17 protein-coding genes are annotated in these 20653 nt (G+C 72.7%); 7 read left to right on the top strand and 10 right to left on the bottom strand.

What is annotated here, in order from left to right; genetic code table 11:
• Positions 1-15 precede the first annotated feature (15 nt).
• The gene (locus tag FAF44_RS00400; RefSeq protein ID WP_237100912.1) at positions 16-2967 is read left to right on the top strand and encodes a BTAD domain-containing putative transcriptional regulator; all 2952 of its coding nucleotides are present in this window, start codon (positions 16-18) and stop codon (positions 2965-2967) included.
• A gap of 10 nt (positions 2968-2977) precedes the next feature.
• On the opposite strand, the gene FAF44_RS00395 is transcribed toward FAF44_RS00400, so the two are convergent.
• Positions 2978-3583 (bottom strand): GntR family transcriptional regulator, encoded by a 606-nt coding sequence (locus tag FAF44_RS00395; protein ID WP_237100911.1) that lies wholly within the window; start codon positions 3581-3583, stop codon positions 2978-2980.
• A gap of 50 nt (positions 3584-3633) precedes the next feature.
• Here FAF44_RS00395 and aceE point away from each other — a divergent pair, with 50 nt between their 5' ends.
• Positions 3634-6093, top strand: coding sequence for a pyruvate dehydrogenase (acetyl-transferring), homodimeric type (aceE, locus tag FAF44_RS00390; RefSeq protein WP_237100910.1), 2460 nt, complete (start codon positions 3634-3636; stop codon positions 6091-6093).
• Positions 6094-6128: 35 nt separating this feature from the next.
• Here aceE and FAF44_RS00385 read toward each other — a convergent pair whose 3' ends face one another.
• From FAF44_RS00385 to FAF44_RS00370, 4 genes are all read right to left on the bottom strand, one after another.
• A complete protein-coding gene (locus FAF44_RS00385; RefSeq protein WP_237100909.1) occupies positions 6129-6815 on the bottom strand; it encodes a methyltransferase in 687 nt (228 codons plus the stop codon).
• A gap of 131 nt (positions 6816-6946) precedes the next feature.
• A complete protein-coding gene (locus FAF44_RS00380; RefSeq protein WP_237100908.1) occupies positions 6947-7399 on the bottom strand; it encodes an iron chaperone in 453 nt (150 codons plus the stop codon).
• A 101-nt stretch (positions 7400-7500) separates the two neighbouring features.
• Positions 7501-8253 (bottom strand): hypothetical protein, encoded by a 753-nt coding sequence (locus FAF44_RS00375; RefSeq protein WP_237100907.1) that lies wholly within the window; start codon positions 8251-8253, stop codon positions 7501-7503.
• Positions 8240-8743, bottom strand: a complete 504-nt coding sequence (locus tag FAF44_RS00370) for a SigE family RNA polymerase sigma factor (protein ID WP_237100906.1) — start codon at positions 8741-8743, stop codon at positions 8240-8242. The genes FAF44_RS00375 and FAF44_RS00370 overlap by 14 nt, the downstream gene beginning before the upstream one ends.
• 135 nt (positions 8744-8878) lie before the next feature.
• On the opposite strand from FAF44_RS00370, the gene FAF44_RS00365 reads away from it, so the two are divergent.
• The gene (locus FAF44_RS00365) at positions 8879-9820 is read left to right on the top strand and encodes a hypothetical protein (protein ID WP_237100905.1); all 942 of its coding nucleotides are present in this window, start codon (positions 8879-8881) and stop codon (positions 9818-9820) included.
• Positions 9821-9961: 141 nt separating this feature from the next.
• Here FAF44_RS00365 and FAF44_RS00360 read toward each other — a convergent pair whose 3' ends face one another.
• Complete coding sequence (locus tag FAF44_RS00360) at positions 9962-10759, bottom strand: LacI family DNA-binding transcriptional regulator (RefSeq protein WP_237100904.1); 798 nt, start codon at positions 10757-10759, stop codon at positions 9962-9964.
• A 239-nt stretch (positions 10760-10998) separates the two neighbouring features.
• Here FAF44_RS00360 and FAF44_RS00355 point away from each other — a divergent pair, with 239 nt between their 5' ends.
• Positions 10999-12123 carry a DUF1566 domain-containing protein gene (locus FAF44_RS00355; RefSeq protein ID WP_237100903.1) on the top strand — a complete coding sequence of 375 codons (1125 nt, stop codon included), beginning with the start codon at positions 10999-11001 and terminating at the stop codon, positions 12121-12123.
• A gap of 6 nt (positions 12124-12129) precedes the next feature.
• On the opposite strand, the gene FAF44_RS00350 is transcribed toward FAF44_RS00355, so the two are convergent.
• Both FAF44_RS00350 and FAF44_RS00345 read right to left on the bottom strand, forming a co-directional pair.
• A complete protein-coding gene (locus FAF44_RS00350) occupies positions 12130-14835 on the bottom strand; it encodes a Tat pathway signal sequence domain protein (protein ID WP_237100902.1) in 2706 nt (901 codons plus the stop codon).
• 36 nt (positions 14836-14871) lie between these two features.
• The gene (locus FAF44_RS00345; protein WP_237100901.1) at positions 14872-16680 is read right to left on the bottom strand and encodes an FG-GAP-like repeat-containing protein; all 1809 of its coding nucleotides are present in this window, start codon (positions 16678-16680) and stop codon (positions 14872-14874) included.
• A gap of 236 nt (positions 16681-16916) precedes the next feature.
• Between FAF44_RS00345 and FAF44_RS00340 the strand changes: the two genes are divergently transcribed.
• Both FAF44_RS00340 and FAF44_RS00335 read left to right on the top strand, forming a co-directional pair.
• On the top strand, positions 16917-18416 hold the full coding sequence (locus FAF44_RS00340) for a family 43 glycosylhydrolase (protein ID WP_237100900.1): 1500 nt from the start codon (positions 16917-16919) through the stop codon (positions 18414-18416).
• 88 nt (positions 18417-18504) lie between these two features.
• The gene (locus FAF44_RS00335) at positions 18505-19506 is read left to right on the top strand and encodes a LacI family DNA-binding transcriptional regulator (RefSeq protein ID WP_237100899.1); all 1002 of its coding nucleotides are present in this window, start codon (positions 18505-18507) and stop codon (positions 19504-19506) included.
• 20 nt (positions 19507-19526) lie between these two features.
• Here the strand turns inward: FAF44_RS00335 and FAF44_RS00330 are convergent, their stop codons facing one another.
• The gene (locus FAF44_RS00330) at positions 19527-19766 is read right to left on the bottom strand and encodes a hypothetical protein (protein WP_237100898.1); all 240 of its coding nucleotides are present in this window, start codon (positions 19764-19766) and stop codon (positions 19527-19529) included.
• 184 nt (positions 19767-19950) lie between these two features.
• Entirely contained in the window at positions 19951-20343 is a 393-nt protein-coding gene (locus FAF44_RS55635) for a hypothetical protein (protein WP_237100957.1), read from the bottom strand.
• A gap of 20 nt (positions 20344-20363) precedes the next feature.
• On the opposite strand from FAF44_RS55635, the gene FAF44_RS56305 reads away from it, so the two are divergent.
• Positions 20364-20627 carry a hypothetical protein gene (locus FAF44_RS56305; protein WP_368857749.1) on the top strand — a complete coding sequence of 88 codons (264 nt, stop codon included), beginning with the start codon at positions 20364-20366 and terminating at the stop codon, positions 20625-20627.
• Positions 20628-20653 lie beyond the last annotated feature (26 nt).

The following is a 20653-nucleotide window of genomic DNA, read 5'->3' as shown; positions in this document are numbered from 1 at the left end:
CAGCCGGAACGGCCCGTGCCGGCGATCCGCGTGCTCGGGCCCCTGGAGGTCAGGGTCGCGGGGCGCGAGCTGTCCGTCCCGGGACGCAACGGGCCGTGGCTGCTGTCGGGGTTGGCGCTCGCGGCCGGCCGGCCGATGCCGGAGGACCGGCTCGTCGAGTGGGCCTGGGGGCCGGGCGGGGCCAGCGTGGGGGCGCTCCGTACCGGGATCTCGCGGATCCGGGCCTGGCTGCGCGACCAGATGGCGCTGACCGACGCCATCGAGCTGACCGGGCACGGCTACCGGCTCGACATCACCTGCGTACGGCTGGACGCCGCGCGCTTCATGGAGTTGTCCGAGGCGGCGGCGGCCGAACGCGAGCCCGCGCGCCGGTTCGATCTGCTCCGGCGGGCGTCGGCGGAGTGGCGGGCGCCCGTGCTGCTCGGCGCCCCCGAAGGGCTGCGCTCCTGCCCCGAGGCCCACCGGCTGGAGACGACGCGGCTCGCCTGCGTGATCGACCTCGCCGACCTCGCCCTCGCCCTCGACCGGCCGGAAGAGGCGGTGGACCACCTGGCCCCCCTGGCCGAACTGCATCCCTATGACGAGCGGCTGCACGCGCGCCTCGTCACCGTGCTCGGCGCGTCCGGCCGCCGGGCCCAGGCGCTGCGCTGGTTCGAGGCCACCAGGAGGAGGCTCGCCGACGAACTCGGCGTCGATCCCTCGCCCGGACTCCGCGACGCGCACGCCGCGCTGCTGGCGGAAGACGGGCGCACAGGCGGGCGCATGGATGGGCGCACGGGCGGGCCCGCGGGCGGCCAGGAGGCGGACCGCCCGGCGGCGCCGAACATGCTGCCCCCCGACGTGCCCGACTTCACCGGGCGCGAGGGCATCCGGCAGGAGCTGCGGCGCTACCTGGAGGACACGGACAGGAACACCGTCGCCATTGCCGCCCTCTCGGGCATGGGCGGCATCGGCAAGACCGCGCTCGCCCTGCACCTGGCGTACGAGGCCCGCGCCCGCTTCCCCGACGGGCAGCTCTTCATGGACCTGCACGGCACCGGGACGCAGGTCGAGCCGGTCGGCCCGGCCGAGGTGCTCAGCCGGTTCCTGCGGATCCTGGGGGTGGGCGGCGACTCCGTCCCCCCGACGCTCGACGAGCGGGCGGAGCTGTTCCGCACGCTGATGTCCGACCGCCGGGCGCTGATCATCCTGGACAACGCCTCCGACGCTGGCCAGGTCATGCCGGTGCTTCCGGGAAGCCCGTCGTGCGCCGTCATCGTCACCAGCCGCAGGTCGCTGGGCGCGCTCGCCGGAGCCCGGCACGTCGATCTCGACGTGCTCAGCCCCGCGCAGTCGGCGACCCTGCTGGAACGCATCGTCGGCCGGGACCGGCTGGCCCGCGATCCCGCCGCGCTCAGGGACCTGCCGTCCCTGTGCGGGCACCTGCCGCTGGCGCTGCGCATCGCCGGGGCGCGGCTGGCGGCCAAGCGGCACTGGAGCACGGCCACGCTCGTGGCGCATCTCAGCGACGAGCGGCGCAGGCTGGACGAGTTCGCCTACGGGCCGATGCACGTGCGTGCCGTCTTCGAACTCAGCTACCAGGGGCTGGAGGAGGACGAGCAGCGCGCCTTCCGGCGGCTGAGCCTCGTCGAGGTCACCAGCTTCCCGTCGTGGGCGGCGGCGGCGCTGCTCGACATCGGCGTCCCCGAGGCGGACCGGCTGCTCGAGACCCTGGTGGACGCCCAGTTGCTGCAGGTCGCGGCGAGCGACTTCGCGGGGCGCACCCGCTACCGCTTCCACGACCTGGTGCGGCTGTTCTCACGGGAGATGAGCGAGGCCGAGGACCCGGCCCCGGTCCGCAACGACGCCCTCGGCCGTATGCTGAGCTGCCTGCTGTCGGTGTGCCGGGCGGCCTACAGCGCTCTGTACGGCGGTGAGCACCAGATCGTCCGCGGTTCGCCCAAGCGCTGGTCCCTGCCCGACGGCTACGTGCGGGAGATGGTCGCCGACCCGGTGGAGTGGTTCGAGACCGAGCGGCTGACCATCGTCAACGCGGTGCCGCTGGCCGCGGCCACCGGGTACGAGGACCTGTCCTGGGACCTCGCCTGCACGACCGCGATCTTCTTCTCGCTGCGTACGTACCTGGACGATCAGCGCGCGATGCTGGAGATCGGCTACGCCGCCGCCGAGCAGGCGGGGGATCTGCGCGGGCAGGCCGCGGTGCTGCACCGGCGCGGGATGTTGCACGCCGACAAGGCGCTGTACGACGGGGCCGCGGCCGACTTCGAGCGCTCGCTGCGCCTGTTCGAGCAGGCGGGCGACGTCCACGGCCGGGGCATCGCCCGCGCCTACCTGGCCATGGTCGACCGGTTCGTGGGCCGTCCCGACCAGGCCATGCCCCGTTACGAGCGGGCGCTGGAGGAGCTGCGGGAGGCGGGCGACGCGGGCACCGAGGCGCATGTCCTGCGCTCCGTCGGTCAGATCCACCTCGACCACGGCCGGCTCGGGCGGGCCAGGGCCGGCTTCGAGGCCGCCCTGGCGATCTACACCGAGCTGGACGCGCAGCGCGGCCTCGCCCAGACCCGCTACTGGCTGGGCAACCTCGAACTGCGGGAGGAGCGCTACGCCGAGGCCCGCGAGGTCTTCACCAAGACCCTGCTCAGCGTGCGCACGATCGGGGACCGCGCGGGGGAGGCGCTGGCCCTGCACGGCCTGGGGGTGTCGAGCCTGCGGCAGGGGCTGCTGGAGGAGGCCGAGGCCGCCCTGACGGGCGCCACGGAGATCACCAGGAGCATCAAGAGCCTGCTCAACGAGGCTCGCGTGCGGACGGCGCTGGGCGAACTGCACCACGTGGCCGGCCGCGCCGCTGAGGCCGTCGCCCAGTTGGAGACGGCGATGACGATCGCCGCGGACATCGGCGCCAGGCCCGTCGAGCAGCAGGCCGCGAAGCTCCTGGCCGAGGTCCGTGACGCCGGCCTCGGCGACTGAACCGGGGAGGCTACGCGGCGGCGTAGCCGAGCAAGTGCTCGCGCAGCAGCGCGCCCGCCGCCGGATCCCCGCTCTCGAACGCCGCCACGAGGGGTTCGTGGTCGGCGGCGTTCTCCACGGCGTGCGTGCGGAACAGCCGGATCGACACGTGCGTCCACACCTCGATGCCGAGTGACTCCCACGTGGACAGCAGCACCTCGTTGCCGGAGGCCCTGACGATCTCGCGGTGGAAGGCCACGCCGTGGCGCACCTGGTCGGTCAGGGAGCCGGCGGACGCCTCGCGCAGGCCGTCGAGGTGGGCGCGCAGGGCCGCCACGGGCGGGGGGCCGAGACGTACGGCCGTCTCCTCCAGCCCCGCCCGCACCTCGTAGACCTGGCGCAGGTCGGTCTGGGTGAGCGTGCGCACCCGTGCGCCCTTGTGGGGTGAGAACTCGATGAGGCGCAGCGCCTCCAGTTCGCGCAGCGCCTCGCGCACCGGGGCCTGGCTGACGCCGGCCTCGGCCGCGATCTGCCGCTCGACGAGTCGGTCGCCCGGACCCCAGCGGCCGGCGATCAGGCCGTCGAGCAGGAGCCGGCGGATGTGTTCACGCAAGGGGGAGCGTACGACGGGCTTCACTCGTCCAGCATAGAGGTCGGATGATCGATCATAGGGTGTTTAATGGGATTATGCAGAAGGACCTGGATCCGCAGGAGACCGCCGAATGGCTCGAATCGCTTGAGGCGGTACGACGGGCGGCCGGCCCCGAACGGGCCGACTACCTGCTGAGAAGGCTCACCACGAGCAGCCGCCCCATCAACACGGTGCCCACCTCCGAAGAGCCCCCTTACCCGGGCGACCTGGCGCTGGAGGAACGCGTCGCCGCCTACGACCGGTGGAACGCCGCCGTCATGATCAGCCGGGGCAGCAAGCTCGGCCTGGGCGGCCACCTGTCCACCTACGCCTCGGCCGCCTGGCTGTACGAGGTGGGCTTCAACCACTTCTTCCACGGCGAGCACGACCAGATCTACTTCCAGGGCCACGCCTCGCCGGGCATCTACGCCCGCGCCTTCCTGGAGGGCCGGCTGAGCGAGGAGCAGCTCGACCTGTTCAGGCGGGAGCCCGAGGGCGGGCTGCCGTCGTACCCGCATCCGCGGGCCATGCCGGGCTTCTGGCAGTTCCCGACGGTGTCCATGGGGCTGGGGCCGCTCAACGCGATCTACCAGGCCAGGTTCAACCGCTACCTGCACCACCGCGGCATCAAGGACACCTCGCACGGCCACGTATGGGCCTTCCTCGGCGACGGCGAGATGGACGAGCCCGAGTCCACCGCCGCCCTCACCCTGGCCGCCCGCGAGGGGCTGGACAACCTCACCTTCGTGATCAACTGCAACCTCCAGCGGCTCGACGGCCCGGTCCGCGGCAACACCAGCATCGTCCAGGAACTGGAGGGCGTCTTCAGGGGCGCGGGCTGGCACGTGGTCAAGGCGCTGTGGGGCTCGGAGTGGGACGGCCTGCTCGGGTCCGACGAACTGGTGGCCCGGCTGGCGGCGGTGCCCGACGGGCAGTTCCAGACGTTCGCCGCCTCGACGGGGGCCTACATCAGGCAACACCTGTTCCAGGGGCTGGACGTGCCGTACTCGGACGAGGACCTGCGGCGCGTGGTGGGCGGGTCGCGGGCGGGCCACGAGCCGCGCAAGGTCCACGCCGCCTACCGGCGGGCGCTCGGCAACCGGGGCGCGCCCACCGTCGTCCTCGTGCAGACCGTCAAGGGCTGGACGCTCGGCGCGGGCGTGGAGGCGCGCAACGCCAACCACCAGATGAAGAAGCTCTCCCAGGACGAGTTCCGCGCGCTGCGCGACCGCCTCGGCCTGCCCGTGCCGGACGCGGCGCTCGCCGGTGAGCTGCCGCCCTACCTGCACCCGGGCCCCGACTCCCCCGAGGCCCGGTACGTGGCCGAGCGGCGTCGCGCCCTCGGCGGCCCCGTCCCCCGCCGGGTGGTCTCCCACCACGGGCCGGTGCTGCCGGGCGAGCGGGCGTTCCAGGCGCTGGAGAAGGGCTCGGCCCAGCCGGTGGCCACCACCATGGCCTTCGTCCGCCTGGTCAAGGACCTGATGAAGGAGCCGGAGACCGGCCGCCGCTGGGTGCCGATCGTGCCCGACGAGGCCAGGACGTTCGGCATGGAGTCGCTGTTCCCCACGGCCAAGATCTACTCCCCGCTGGGGCAGCGCTACGAGGCCGTGGACCGCGACCTGCTGCTGTCGTACAAGGAGGCGACGGACGGGCAGATCCTGCTCGAAGGCATCACCGAGGCGGGGTCGATGGCCTCCTTCGCCGCCGCCGCGACCAGCTACGCCACGCACGGCGAGCCGATGATCCCGTTCTACATCTTCTACTCGATGTTCGGCTGGCAGCGTACGGGCGACCAGATGTGGGCGCTGGCCGACCAGCTCGGACGCGGGTTCCTCGTCGGCGCCACCGCCGGTCGTACGACGATGACCGGGGAGGGGCTCCAGCACGCCGACGGCCACTCCCAGCTCCTCGCCTCCGCCAACCCGGCCTGCCTGGCCTACGACCCGGCCTTCGCCTACGAGGTGGGCACGATCGTCCGCGACGGGCTCAGGCGCATGTACGGCCCGGCCGCCGAGGACGTGTTCTACTACCTGACCGTCTACAACGAGCCGATGCCCCAGCCCGCGATGCCCGAGGGCGTCGAGGAGGGCATCCTGCGCGGGATCTACCGCTACGCCGAGGGCGGCGGCCAGGCCCACCTGCTGGCCAGCGGCACCGCCATCCACTGGGCGCTGGAAGCGCAGCGGCTGCTCCAGGAGGACTACGGCCTGGGCGTGGACGTCTGGTCGGTCACCTCGTGGAGCGAGCTGCGGCGTGACGCCATGACCGCCTCCGGCGTGCCGTACCTGCGGCGGGCCCTGGCGGGGGCGCGCGGGCCGGTGATCGCGGTCAGCGACTGGATGCGTGCGGTCCCCGACCAGATCCGGCCGTGGATCGACCAGCCGTGGACCTCGCTCGGCACCGACGGGTTCGGGCTGTCCGGCACCCGGGAGGCCGTGCGCCGGCACTTCGGCGTCGACTCCCGCTCGATCGCCGACGCCGTCTTCAAGGCCGTCGAGGAGGACGCCCGCCGCTAATGGCGGACCCTGCCGGCTGAGCGGCCCGCCGCCGTTCAGCCGGTCCGGCTCCCCGTGACGGCCAGCAGGTGGCGGGCGCCGCGCTGGAACTCGTACGGGACCTGCCGGACCTCGCACGACAGCCCCGCGGCGCGCAGGTCCGCCAGGAGTGCGCCGAGGAACGGCACCGGCTCGCCGTCGCCCATGCGGACCAGCGGGAAGATCCGCACCTCGCCCCGGCTGACCCGGGCCAGCTCCGTGATCGCCGCCCGGTGCCACTCCTGGTCCAGCCGGTCGGCCCAGGTGAACAGCAGGTGCGAGCAGAGCACCAGGTCCACGCTCCGCGCGGCCAGCGGGAGCCGGGGCAGGCCGGCGGCGAGGTAGGAGCCGGGCCGCCGCCTGATGTCGGCGGCGAACGCGCGCCGCGCGGCGCGGCGCAACTCGTGGCGGCGCTCGGCGGAGCCGTACCACGTCCACACGAACCGCTCGGCGTTCGCGTCGATCATCGCGTCGCCCTGCTCCAGGCCGGCCGACAGGCGTTCGGACAACACCGCGGCCCCGTGCGCGTAGAGCGGGTCCGCCGCCACGGCGCGGACGCCCCTCGTGCCGGCCTCGGCGACGAAACCGGACGCGCCCCCCGCGCAGTCGAGGACGACGCCGTCGAGGTCGCGCTCCTCCAGCGCGAACATGGCCCGGTATTCCAGGAACGAACGGGACGACATGATCATGTCTGCGTGGCCCACACCCCGATGATGCCCGCGGCCCCGCCGGGCCACGGAGGCGGGGCGGGCCCTGCGTCGTTCATCCGGCCCGCCGGGCGTCGTTCATCCGGGCGCCGGGCGTGGTCGGCGCGGGCCCCCGCGAGTCGCGCCGATCAGCCCGCCGCCTGCTTCACGAGCGCGGCGATCCGCGCCTCGGCGTCGGGGGTCAGCTCCGTCAGGGCGAAGGAGGCTGCCCACATGACGCCGTCGTCCAGGTGGGCCTCGTCGCTGAAGCCGAGGGTGGCGTACCTGGTCTTGAACTTCTGGGCGGGCTGGAAGAAGCAGACGACCTTGCCGTCCCTGGCGTAGGCCGGCTGGCCGTACCAGAGCTTCGCCGACAGCTCCGGAGCGTTGGCCTTGACGATGGCGTGGATGCGCCCGGCCATCACGCGGTCCGGCTCGTCCAGCTCGGCGATCTTCGCGAGCACGTCGTTCTCCAGGTCGGCCGCACGCGCGCCGCGACGCGCGGCCTTCTTCAGCTCCTGGGCGTGATCCTTCATGGCGGCCCGCTCCTCCTCCGAGAAGCCCTCGAACGTGCTGCCGGCGGTGCGCTTCGTGTCCTTCATCGCGAGCTTTCCTCCTGTGCGTGTCCCGTTGGGCGAGTCTCACCCTAGGGAGCCGCCCCGGACGCCCGCTTCTCGAAACCTGACCGGTTCGCCCGCGGCCGTCACAGGGTGGAGGTGAGCCCTTCCGCGACCTTCCACAACTCGGCGCGGACGGCCTTGTCGCCGGGGAACCTCTTGACGTAGACGGGGCTGAAGATGATCTCGGCCCACTGCCGGTCGCCCATCTTGAGGAAGAGGGTGGGGCTGCCCTTCATGCCGTCCTCGCCGACGTTCGCCAGGACCAGGTATCCGCTGCGGTCGCCGACGGTCACGTCCTCGCCTTCCTCCTCGTCGCGGTACATCTGGATGCGGTCGGCGATCTCCTGGAGTGCCGTGTCCTCGTGCACGAAGAGCTGCATCCGGTAGGTGCTGTCGCTGTCGCCGTCGAAGTTGTAGGAGGCCGTGTACCGGTCGCCGTCATCCAGCGACCACCCCGACCACCGCAGCCCCTCGGGCAGGTAGCCCACCTTGACGTGCCGGACCTCCTTCCCGTCGCCCAGATCGCCGAGGGTCGCCGGTTCGGTCCGCTCGGGCGGGACGTCGTCGATGGCCGGCGGTTCCGGGATCGCGGAGGTCGTGGCCCGCTCGTCGGCCGCGGTCCGGTCGCCGGGCGTGGGCGCCGCGGTCAGGTGCACGACGGGCGCGGCCACGACGACCACGGACGCGGCCACCGACGCCACCACCGCCGCGACCCTGGCCCTCCTCCGCCTGCCGCGGTGCCCGCGCAGCACCCGCTCCAGCAGGTCGGGGGCGGCGTGCAGCCTCGATGTCTCGTCCGCCATGAGCCGGCGGATCTCGTCCTCAAGCGTGGGCATTCCTGATCACTCCTTCCACTGTTTCCCTGCCGAGCGCCGAGCGGAGCTTGGCCAGGGCCTTCGACGCCTGGCTCTTCACCGTGCCGGCCGAGCACCTGAGCGCCTCGGCGGTCTGTGCCTCGCTGAGGTCCTCCCAGTACCGCAGGACGATCACCGCCCGCTGCCGGGGCGGCAGGGCGCGCAGCGCGTCCATGAGCACGTGCGTCAGGTCGGGGTCCTTCGCGCGGGCCGTCGTCTCCGGTGGGCTGTGCATCGGGATGATGTTGAGGATCGCGCGGCGGCGCGCGCGGCTGATGGCGGCGTTGACGATGACGCGGCGCACATAGGGCTCGGCGGTGTCGTGGTGGATCCGGTCCCAGTTCCGGTAGGTGCGTTCAAGCGCCGTCTGCAGCAGGTCCTCGGCTTCCGTCTCGTCACCACAGGCGAGATAGGCGACCCGCAGCAGGCTCGTGGCGCGTGCGGCCACGAAGGCGCCGAAGTCATGTTCCATGCCGCGCCCGGCCGGCTGTTCGATGTCTGTCCGATTTCACGTCCCCTAATACGCCCCGGCCGCCGCGATCGTTGCCCCGGGCGCGAAAACTCGGTCGCGGGCAACGCTTCGAGCGGCTCACGCGTATGGAGGGTCATGACTTCGTATTCATCGGGCGAGCGGACGGCCGCCCCGGCCCGGCGGCTGGTCATCCTCGGCGTCGCCCTGGCCATGGGCGCCACCGTCCTGGGCGGGGCCGTTCCGGCCGCGTCCGCGTCGGCTCCGCCGGAAGGCGCCTACTGGCACACCAGGTCGCTGATGACCAACTCCCACCCCTGGCGCTTCGGCTCCAAGTCGGATCCCTACTCGCTGGTTCAGCGATCGATCATGGAGGAGTGGAGCGCCCCCGACGCCACCCGCTGGTTCGGATGGCGTGAGCTGGAGACGCTCCCGGCGACCGCGCGGGACCGGAAGGCGTGGCAGCGCGACGGCTCCCCGTCCAGGTGGAGCGAGTCGATCGACGGCAAGACCGTCAAGCTGTCCACCGAACCCGCCAAGGGACGCGTGAACCAGGTGCGGGACCAGCGGCAGTGGCCGGAGGCGCGCAACAAGTTCGAGCTCGGCGGGCAGTGGCTGACGTACGAGGAGGTGCAGCGCCTGCCCGCGGACCCGGACCGGCTCAAGGGCTGGCTCACGGAGGCGGCCAGGGTCGGCCGGATCGAGCAGGGCTCCGTGGACCACTGGCTGTCAGCGACCCTGCGGGTGCTCCTGTACAACCTGCCCGCCCCGAAGGAGGTCCGCGCCGCGGCCTACCGCGCCCTGCTGACGCTGCCGCACGTCCGCTCCGGCGGTGACGGCGTCCGGGACCCCCTGGGCAGATCCGGCTCCGCCGTCGTGATCGACCAGTCGACCGGGACCGGCAAGAAGGCCACCGCATCCACGGTCAGGCTGATCGTCGACACCGGCAGGATGGTGCTGCTGTCCTCCGAGCAGACGGTGTCCCTGGCGGGCGAGCCGATGCCGGGCAAGTCCTACACCCAGACGATGATCGAGGTCGGCTGGACCGACTCCCGGCCTGCCGTGCCGGCCCTGCCCTGAGCCGCTCTTGGTCGAGGTGTTGTCGCACACGATCGTGGACGGCAGGCAGCGCCGGGCGCGGACCCGCACCTTGGTGTCCGCCACGCTGCCCCACGCTCTCCCGGCGGCCGGCGGTATACGGGCAGTATGGCCGCACCTTGGTCACCCCGGCCCGCGCCGAGGGGCCACTGCGGGAGCACCCGAGCCCGGGAGCGGCCGGACGGAGCCGCGGACGACGATGTGGGTGCCGAGCAGCACGTGCCCGGCCGCGGACGTCCTGTCCTGGCCGCGCCGCAGCGCGAGGCGCACGGCGGTGCGGCCGAGTTCCTCGTACGGGACGTGCACGGTGGTCAGGTCGATGTCGGCGGACGGCGGCAGGTCGCCGAAGCCGGCCAGGGAGATGTCGCCGGGCACCCGCAGCCCGTGCTCGCGCAGCGCCTGGCGGGCGCCGGCGGCGACCAGGTCGTTTCCGGCGAGGACGGCGGTGAAGTCGGGCGGCCCGGCCGCGAGCCGGTCGCGGATCATCCGGTGGCCGTCCTTCCGCTCCATCGCGCCCTCGACCTCCAGCCGGGGATCGTGGGGCGTCCGGAAGGCGGCCAGCGCGGCGCGGTAGCCGGCGAGGCGGTCGCCGGGTCCCTGACCGAGGAACAGGATGCGCCGGTGGCCGGCCGAGAGCAGGTGGCTGGTGATCGCGTACGCGCCGCCGGCGTCGTCGTACCCGACGGTGAGGGCGGGCAGGCCGGGTCCGGGCGGCGGGTGCCCGCACAGGACGGGCCGCAGCCCCGCCGCGGCCAGGACGTGGGCGTAGCCGGACCCGCGATCGACGGCGGCACCGGCGATGATCACGCACGCGGCGTGCTCCCGGCGCGCGAGCCGCACGGTGGCCAGTTCGCGCTCGGGATCGCCGCCGGTGACGCCGACGACGCACAGCCTGCCCTCGGCCGCCGCCTGGGCCTGCACGCCCTGCGCGACGTACGCGTGGCGACCCCTGGCGCACGGGGTACACAGAACCCTCCCAGCAGCCTGGAACCACGGAACCGCCCCCGCAGGCCGCAACCGCGCACGGCCACACGGGCGCCGAGGCCGCCCAGGGCCGGGACGCCATCGGGACCGCCCGGGGCCACGGCGACGTGAGGTCGGGGTACGGCCGTGATGGCGTGTCCGGTCCCGGTGATGTGCGCGGGCAAGGGGATGCGCGGGTGCCCGGCAGCATGGAGACCGCGCGGGGCCACGGTGGTGCGACGGCGCGGGCGGCCGGGCGGGGCAGCGCGGGGAAGCCGGTGCTGGCCGCCGCTGCCGTGGTGGCCGTGGTCGGGGCGGGAGTCGTCGCGTACGCGTACCTGCCGGGCGAGGAGCCCGCGAGCCCGCGCGGCGTCGCGGCGGCGAGCACGCCGAGCGGCGCGACCCCGACACCGAGCGGCGCGACCCCGACGCCGGGAACCGCGTCCCGGAAGGCGTCACCGCGGGCCCGCGCCGTCACCTCCGGCCCGGCCTGCGGCGCGGGGCTGGACCGGGTGTGGGCGAACTGGCCGATGCCGAACCCGAGGACGCCCGGCCTGCCCAACCCGGCCCGCTACACCGCCAGGGGCGACGGCACCGTCCGCGACCACGTGACCTGCCTGGTCTGGCAGCGCGTCCCCGCCCCCAAGACCTACACGTTCACCCAGGCGAAGACGTACTGCGCCGGCCTGCGGCTGGCCGGAGGCGGCTGGCACCTGCCCACCCGCATCGAGCTGACCTCGATCATCGACGTCACCCGCGCGAACCCGGCCATCGACCCGGCCGCCTTCCCCGGCACTCCGCCCGGCTTCTTCTGGACCTCCTCACCGTGGGCCTACCGCAAGGAGCCCCTGCGTGCCTGGATCGTCAACTTCTACGAGGGGCTGGCCGGCAACGCGGCCCACCAGTCCGGCGCGTTCAAGGCCCGCTGCGTACGCTCCCCGTCCGGTGCCGGCAGGCCCGCCTACCGGATCACCGGCGGCCAGGTCACCGACCCCGCCACCGGCCTGACCTGGCAGCGCGCCACCGCGCCCGGGACCGTGTCCGCCCCGGCCGCCACCGCCTACTGCGCCCGGCTCCGGCTGGGCGGGCACACGTCCTGGCGCCTGCCCAGTATCAAGGAGCTGGCGACCACCGTGGACGAGTCCCGCGGCGGCCCGGCCGTCGACCAGGCCGCCTTCCCCGGCACGGTCGGCAAGGGCTGGTACTGGTCGTCGAGCCGGTCCCACCCCCAGCCCGCCAAGCGCTGGGGCCTCAGCTACGACGACGGCTACACCGACTACCGCAACATCACCACCGGCCACGCGCGCTGCGTACGCGGATGAGGTCTCTCAGATGTGCTCGCCCACGAGCGCCAGGCACTGGAAGGCGGCCAGGCCGAACTGGGCGCTGGCGTTCGTGCTGAGTTGTGCCTCGTCGATCGGGTTGAGCACGGCGGAGCCCTCGACGCGGACGGAGCCGAAGGGATGGTTGTCGGGGTACCCGGCGTGGCCGGTGCGCAGTTCCTGCCAGGCGCGTTTGGCCAGGGCCTGGTCGTCGAGCTGCACGGCGGCGTAGGCGGTGGCGCGGGAGTAGGCCTGGCGCAGGTTGAGGCCGCCCCAATAGGCGCCGGTGACCGCCTCCTGCTCGGCCCTGGTGCCGTTGTACAGGCGGCAGAACTCCACCCACTTGGCCTTGACGGCGGCGTCGTCGATGAGGCCGATCAGCTCGTTCATCACCTCGATCAGGCCGAACACGGAGCTGAGGCTGCCGATGGCCACCGATTTCTCCGTCATCGGGTTGTAGCGGCCGTCGGCCAGGTTGTAGGTGACCCCGGCCTGCACCCAGCCGTTGGGCAGCGCCGCGATCGTGGTGGCACCGTTGATCAGCTTGGTGCGGGCGATCGGATCGCCGTTGCGCTCCCACTCCGTCAGCCAGGCCATCGCCAGCGCGCCCCAGTCGGTACTCTGACCGACGCCGAGCGCCTTGGGGTCGGGGTCGAAGGGGTCGCCGCCCAGCTTGCGGCCGGGATCGAGGATGAGGAAGGTGCGGTCGGAGTCGATGAGTTCGTGCAGGACGTCGCCGATGCGTTCATCGGCCGTGAGGAAGTAGTAGAAGCGTTTGTAGCCGGCGTTGCTGATGCGGACCTGTTTGGCGCTGTCGGCCCAGTGCTGGACGCCGTGCCGGGTGCCCAGGCCCCGCCACTTGCCGAGGTGGTACATGTCGACCTCGCTGGTGTGCCGGGTCATGGCCTCGGCGAAGCGGTACGCCTTGGCGTCGCCGGTGCGCAGGTAGTGGTACCAGAGCCACAGGTCGGTGGACAGCTCGGAGTTGTCCCAGGCGTAGCCGCCGATGTCGTAGCGCCACACGTGTCGGTCGCCGTCGTAGCTGTGCATGACGTCGCCGTAGTCCCAGAAGCCGTACCAGGAGCGCTGGTCCACCTGCTCGCGGTGGTACTGGTGCATGAGGTCGAGCTTGTCCTCCAGCGCGGCCTTGGCCGGGACCGACCGGTCGGCCGGGGCCCACGGGCCGAACACGCCGGCGGTGTGGTTGTGCTGCGGCGGGCTGATCAGCAGCGGCGGGGTGGCGTTGGCGGCGGCGAGCTGGGCGAAGCGTTCGCCGGCAGGGGTGGTCTCCAGAGCCCAGAAGGTCAGCTCGGTGGTGCGGGCGACTCCGTATGGGGTGCCGAAGCCGGGCTCGTAGTCCTCGTAGGTGATCTCCAGGGCGTCGAGCTGCTCGGGATAGGTGTCCTGGCCCAGGCCGTCGTGGTAGAAACGCAGGTCCATCGCGCCGGCCCGGGGCGACCACATCCACACCCTGGCCTTGGCCTCGTCACCGGCCGCGCCGGTGATCTCCAGCTCGGTCGGGTGGAGCTGCCAGAAGTCGCGCATGCCGAACGCCAGCCCGCCGGTCGGGCCGCCCAGGTAGGCCAGCCCGGCGGCGCGGCGGCCGCCGTCCACCTTGATCCAGGAGTGGCCGTCCTTGGTGCGCTTGCGGATCTCGAAGCCGTGCGCGTTGAGCTGGCTCAGCCGGTAGTCGCCCCAGGTGGGGATCCAGTGCAGGCGGGTGGTGACGCGCTGGTCCCAGGTGGCCGGGTCGGGGGTGGCCTTGCCTTCGTACTGGGCCTGACGGACCGCCGCGCCGGGGTCGCGGCGCAGGCCGGTGATGCCGCGCACCGCCTCGGCCAGCACTCCGCCGTTCTCGCCCGCGAAGCGGACATGACGGTCGTGCGGCTCGCCGCGCATCGGCACGGTGAACTCGACGCCCAGGCCGTTGACGAAGTCCTTGGCCTCGTTGCCGTCGTAGACGAAGGTGTGCACGACACGGACGGCGTCGGAGCCGGCGTACAGGTAGAACCGCACGGTGAACGGCAGCCACTCGCGCCGCCCCTTCTTGTGCTTGCCCTCCACCTTGACCACCGCCCGCACCGGGCCGCTCTGCTCGACCTTGACGGACGAGACGTGGCTGGTGAACGCCTCGCTCTTGCCGGGCTCGTCGGGCTTGTCCTGGCGGGAGGCCATCAGCCGGCCGTCCTTGGCGATGACCGTGCCGCCGCGGGTGATCGACTTCACCAGATGCTCGCCGGAGCGGGCGAAGACCACGGTGATCACACCGGTGTCCACCGTGACCTGCCCGTCCGTCCTGACCACGACCGGCTTGGCGGGCTGCGCCGCCGTCCCGGCGCTCAGCCGGTAGGTCTCGGCACGCGGGTCGGTGCCGCTGACCGCGTGCGCGGTCCACTTCACCGACCCGTCCGGCCACCAGCCGATCGGCCACGACTGCACCGGCACCTGCGCGCCCGCCGCCGTGGCCAGCGAGAACTGCTGGTCCGGCGCGAACGCGCCACGCGGCCACGGCACACCCCACGTGACGCCGCCGGTCACCTCGGCCGGGGCGCCGCCCTCCAGCCACTTCACCGAGATCGGGTCATGGCCGCCGGTCGCCGGAGGGGCGGCCTGTGCCTGCGCGGGGGCCGGGCTCGGCCCCCGGAAGGCCAGCGCGGCGGCGGCTCCCGCGGCGGTCGTGGCGAGCATGGAACGTCGGCTCAAATCAACCACAGGGTCAGCTCCTCGAATGGAACAGGGGGTAGCGGCTCAGCTACCGACATAGGAGATGTTCGGGCGGGGCGGCGTGGCCATGCCGGTGCCGAGGTAGTAGTCGACGTGGTGGTCCTGGAGGTAGCCCTTGACCGTCATGTCGTTGCGGTAGGCCGGGTTGTGGGCCAGCGTGTACAGCCGGGTGATGGTCGGCTTGTCGGTGGTGAAGATGACGAGTTCGTCGTAGGCCGCGTTGGTCATCACGACCTCCTCGCGCCAGTCGCCGAAGATGTCGCCGATCATGGCGGGGTACTGGGTGCCGATGTTGACCGCGCCGTGGTGCCAGGTGGTCACCTGCCGTGCCACGCCGCCGGTGGCCGGGTCCCACTTCTCGATGCGGCCGTCGTTGAACAGCTCCATGCTCAGGTCGCCGTCCCAGAACACGCCCAGGTGCGGCCACGGGCCGGTCGCCTGGGTGAGCGTGTCGGAACGGGCGTTGTAGACGCCGGAGAACGACCAGACCTCCATGCCGACGTAGCGCGGGTCGATGTCGCCGGCCATGCCGCGCCCGACGTCGGCGACGCCGTCCTCGACGTGCTGCCAGAGCATGTTGCCGTTCTTGGCGCCGTAGTAGTACTCGCGCAGGCCGCTGGGGTTGTCCTGCTGGACGCCGTACCCTTCCAGGCCGGGACGGGAGGGGTCCATGTCGGCGATGTGCCAGCGGTCGCCGTGGACGACGCCCTCGTCGGACAGCGAGTAGCGCAGCGTGCCGTCGCCGTTGAGCGCGAACCCGATCTCGGCGATCTCGTCGTCGCCGTCCTGGTCGAGGTCGATGATGCGGGTGTTGTGCCCGTCGGGGAGGTTCTGGTCGCCGCGCAGGAACTTCCACTGCCGGGTCAGGGCACTGCCGGTGAACCGCCAGGCGGTGTACATGAGGTTGAAGTCCTTGTTGTCCTGCCGGTTCTTCATGTACGCGACCAGGCTCGGGGTGAGGCCGTCGAGGTAGCCGACGCCGAAGCGGGTGCCCATCGAGCCGTCGGAGAGGTAGTCGGTCGGGACCGGGGCGGTGGCCCGGGGCACGCCGGTGCGGCCGTCGAGGATGGTGATGGCCTGGTGGGTGTCGCTCGGCAGGGCGGTGTAGGTGACGCCGTTGCCGAAGACGACCCCGTTGGCGATCTGCAGGGCCACCTCGGCGCGGCCGTCGCCGTCGAAGTCGTAGACGGTCATGCCGTCGGCGTGGCCGAGGTTGATGGTGGACGAGCCGCTCTCGATGGTGCTCTGGTCCAGGCTGTTGGGCCCCATGTCGACCGACCACAGGAAGGTGCCGTCGCCGCGGTAGGCCTCGACCGTCTGAGGGGCGGTCTGCCGGCCGAGCACGTAGTCGTAGCCGCCGTCGCCGTCGAGGTCGCCGACCCAGACGTACCTGATCGGGCCGCCGGCCCGCAGCGGCACCCGGACCACCGGCTCGACGGCGTGGTCCGCGGTCAGCAGGAACGACTCGCTGGCCGGCTGCCAGACGCCGTCGATGATCGGGCGCACGTAGTAGCTGTTGCGCCGGGTGAGGTCGGCCGTGGAGTCGACGAAGTTGGTGCCGCCGGTCAGCAGGTCGGTGTTGAGCTTGACGCCCGCGCCGCCCGCGGTGGATCGGTAGACGTTGAAGCCGATGCCGTCCGGGTCGAGGCCGAGCAGCCGCCAGGTGATCAGGACGTCGGTGTCGCTGGCCCGTACGGCCACGACACCCCGGTTGAGGTTCTCCATCGGACGGGCGGCGGCGGCGTGGGCGGGCTGCGGGACGGCGGCCGGGGCGGCGCCGAGGAGGAGGATCGCCGAGGCGGCGACGGCTCGTAACCGGTGCGTGACGCGCATGATGACCTCCGTGGTCACGAGGGGGTGCCGGGCCCGCACTCGTCGAAGGGCGGGTAACCCGGCCGAAACCCAGGAGAGTTGAAGCGTTTACATAGACCGGATGGGACCATGAACGAAGGATGAAGTCAAGCATGGTGTTAACAGCGCCGCACACCTGGTTCCGGCGGGTTTGACGGGCCGTACCGCATCCGTCATCATCGCTGCAAGCGGTTACATCGAGCGCGACAAGGGATGGCATGAGCATCCGCAACCCGGTCCTGCCCGGCTTCCACCCCGATCCCGCGATCGTGCGGGCCGGGACGGACTACTACATCGCGACCTCGACCTTCGAATGGCACCCGGGCGTGCGGTTGCACCACTCCCGCGACCTGGTGCACTGGCGGCCCCTCGGCGGTGTGCTGGACTCGGCCGAACTGCTGGACCTGCGCGGCGTGCCGGACTCCGGCGGCGTCTGGGCGCCGGACCTGACGTACGCCGGCGGCCGGTTCCACCTGGTCTACGCCGTCGCGGACGCGTACGCCGCCGGGCAGAAGGACGTCACCGTCTACCTCACGTCGGCAGCCTCTGCCGAAGGGCCGTGGGAGGTTCCGGTCCCCCTGCCGAGCCGCGGTTTCGACCCGTCCCTGTTCCACGACGAGGACGGCTCGACCTGGCTGGTCAACATGGCGATCGACCGCGCCGTCGGCAGCCGCGGCTTCGCCGGTGTCCAGGTGCAGCGCCTGGAGGGCACGGCGGCCGTCGGCGACCCCGTGTGGATCCACCCGCTGACCGAGCACGGCATCACCGAAGGCCCGCGCGTCTACCGGGTCGGGGGCTGGTACTACCTGGTCGTCGCCGAAGGCGGCACGCACTGGAGGCACGGCGCGCTGGTGCTGCGCTCGCGCGACCTGCTCGGGCCGTACCAGCCGGACCCGGACGGAGCCCTCGTGACCTCGCGCGACGACCCCCGCCTCGACCTGCAGAAGGCGGGCCACGCGAGCCTGGTCGCCACCCCGGCGGGCGAGTGGTACGCCGCCCACCTCGCCTCCCGCCCGTACGGCGAGCGCGGGACGTGCGTGCTCGGCCGGGAGACCGCGTTGCAGCGGGTCGAGTGGATCGACGAGTGGCCGCGGATCGCCGGAGGCGTGCCGGCGGTCGAGGTGCCCGCGCCCGGCCTGCCCGCACACCCGTGGCCCGAGCGGCCCCAGCCGTGGAGCGGGCTGCGCCGGCCGGTCGGCCCGGACTGGGTCGAGTTCGGGGAGTACGTCCGGATCCGGGGCGGGCAGTCCGCGTCCGGGCGCACGCCGAGCCTGCTCGCCCGGCCCGTGACCGACGTGAACGAGACCTTCGCGGCAACCGTCGAGTTCGCCACCCGCAGCCCGCACCAGTCGGCGGGGATCACCGCCTACTACAACAGCCGCAACTGGTACTTCCTGGCGGTCACCGCCGACGGTCTGACCCTCACCCGCTGCGACCACGGCCGGCGCACCGAACTCTTCCGGCGGGCCGACGTGCCGGGCCGGGTGGGGCTGCGGCTCACCTTCGACGGGCCCGCGCTGCGCTTCGCCGCGGACACCGGCGGCGGCTGCCAGGACCTGGGCGTCACGGCGGACGCGACCGTCCTGTCCGACGAGCACGCGGCCGAGCGCGTCGGCGACCAGGTGTTCACGCTCGGCTTCACCGGGGCGATGGCCGGTCTGTGGGTGCAGGATCTCGCCAGGGAGGGCTGCCACGCGGACTTCCGGCTCCTGCCGTGACGGCCCGGGTGATCGATCATCCGAGCCGTCGATCCCCGGCGAACGGCACCGGCTAGGCTGTGGCGCACCGAGCGAGCAGAGGAGTGCCTTGGACCAGGCTGAGACGCCACGCCTCACGATTCACGAGGTGGCCCGGCGCGCGGGCGTTTCCCACCAGACGGTCTCCCGGTACTTCCGCAACAACGCGACCCTGAAACCGGTGACCAGGGAGAAGATCGACCGCGTCGTCCAGGAGCTCAACTACCGGCCCAACCTGGTCGCCCGCTCCATGCGCACGCGCCGGACGAACCGGCTCGCCATCGCCATGCCCGCCTCCGTCCACCTCTGGCCGGTGCGCCTGCTGAACGCCGCCTCCGCCGCCGCGCACGCCGAGGGCTTCCAACTGGAGGTCGTCAGCGTCGAGGGCGACTCGCGGGCGCGGGGGAAGCACGTCCTGGAGCTGGCCGGCTCGGGGCAGGTCGAGGGCGTTCTCTCGCTGACGCCGCTGGAACTCGGCGCGGCGACCTCGCCCATCCCGATCGTGGTCACGGGCGACTACGACGAGGAACTGCACGGGGCCAACGAACTCGCGGACGCCTCACTGGTCGCGGAGATCATCGAATATCTCGCGTCCCTGGGCCACAAGGTGTTCTTCCACGTCGCGGGCAGGCAGAGCTGGGCCTCGGCCCGCAACCGCAAGCTGGTCTACGAGCAGACGACCGAGCGGCTCGGGCTCGTCTCGTACGGCGTCGCGCTCGGCGACTGGAGCGCCCGGTCGGGTTACGACGCCGTCCGCGGCCTGCCCGAGGGCTGCGGCGTGACCGCCGTCGTCGCCGCGAACGACCATGTGGCCATGGGCGCGGTCCGCGGAGCGCTGTCCCGTGGCTGGCGGGTGCCCGGCGACGTCAGCGTGTTCGGCTGGGACGACGAGGAACTCGGCCGTTTCGCCACCCCGTCGTTGTCCACGGTGGCGGTCGATCGCGAAGCCCAGGGGCGCGAGGCGGTGGCCAAGCTCGTCGCCGCGGTCCGGGGCGAGCCCGCGACGCCGCCCGGCCCGCGTCCGCTCAACCGGATCATCATCCGCGAGACGGTCGGCCCGCCGCCCGCCTGAACCCCGCGCCCGCCCGGCGGCTACCTGCCGCTGTGATCGATGACGTTGCCGTTGGAGCAGTTGTTCATGTGATCGCCCTTCCAGTCCCCCAGGCTCGGGATCACCGCCACCTCCTGCAGGCAGACGGCCGCGGCGGTGAAGTTCCAGTTGTTCGCCGCGTTCACCCCGCCGCCGAAGTTCGAGTCGTTGTCGGCGTGGGCGGGGCTCGCGATCCCCGCCGCGACCGCCGCGAGCATGATCGTCGCGAAAGCCTTGGGCATGCAGTCACTCTCCGTGGTTGAATTAACCTCCGTCAGCTACCAAGAGTAACTAAAGAACTGCCCACCGTGCACGTTTGCCGGCCTCGACACGGATGTGGTCCCGCGCAGAGGGGAGGGGTGAGCGCGCCGAAGCCGCCGAGACGCCGTGCGGCGCGTCCCGGCGGCTCCGCCCGGTCTCATCGGGCTAGGATGCGGGCAGCGGCCGCCACGTCCGCAACCTTCCGCACATGCCGAAGGCCCGCGGCCCGGGTTCGGGCATGGTCCTGACCACGGCGGCCTGCCCGAGATGGGCGGGATCGCCGGTCGCGACCGCCGCCAGCCGCGCCCGCGTGCGCTCGGTCTCCGCGGCCACGGTCCGCTCCCACAACTCCGTCCAGGCCGCGGCCCGCGGGCGCACGATCGCCGCCGCCAGCCGGTGGAAGTCCGCCAGCGCCGGCCCGCCCCGCTCCTCGACGTCCGCCAGAAGCTGACGGAACCCGGTGATCGCGAGGTCCCGCCGGGTCCGCGAACGCCGCCCGTTCGTCCTCGGACCCGTGGGCGGGCAGCGTGGCCGCCGCGAGGTAGGCGGCACGATCACGCAGGACGTCCGGGGGAAAGGTGAGCACGGCGTCCCCGGCCTCGGGCAGCCCCGCGTTCTGCATGATCACGACCAGGCGCAGGCCGTCCTCGTTGACCAGGCGGTGGATCGTCCCCGGCGAGAACCACAACACCGAGCCCGCCGCCAGCCGGTCCCGGGCGAACCCCGCGGCGCTGAGGGTGTGCACCTCGCCGCGTCCCGCGGTCACCACGTACGCCTCGGTCGAGACCGTGTGCAGGTGCGGGGTACCTCCCTGGACGCCGTCGGCGCACTCCCAGTCGTAGACCGCCAGGTCGCTGATCGAGGTCGC

It is taken from the genome of Nonomuraea sp. MG754425 (genome assembly GCF_021699195.1).
In the GTDB taxonomy this organism is placed as follows: domain Bacteria; phylum Actinomycetota; class Actinomycetes; order Streptosporangiales; family Streptosporangiaceae; genus Nonomuraea.
This window is presented reverse-complemented; position numbering and strand designations above follow the sequence as displayed.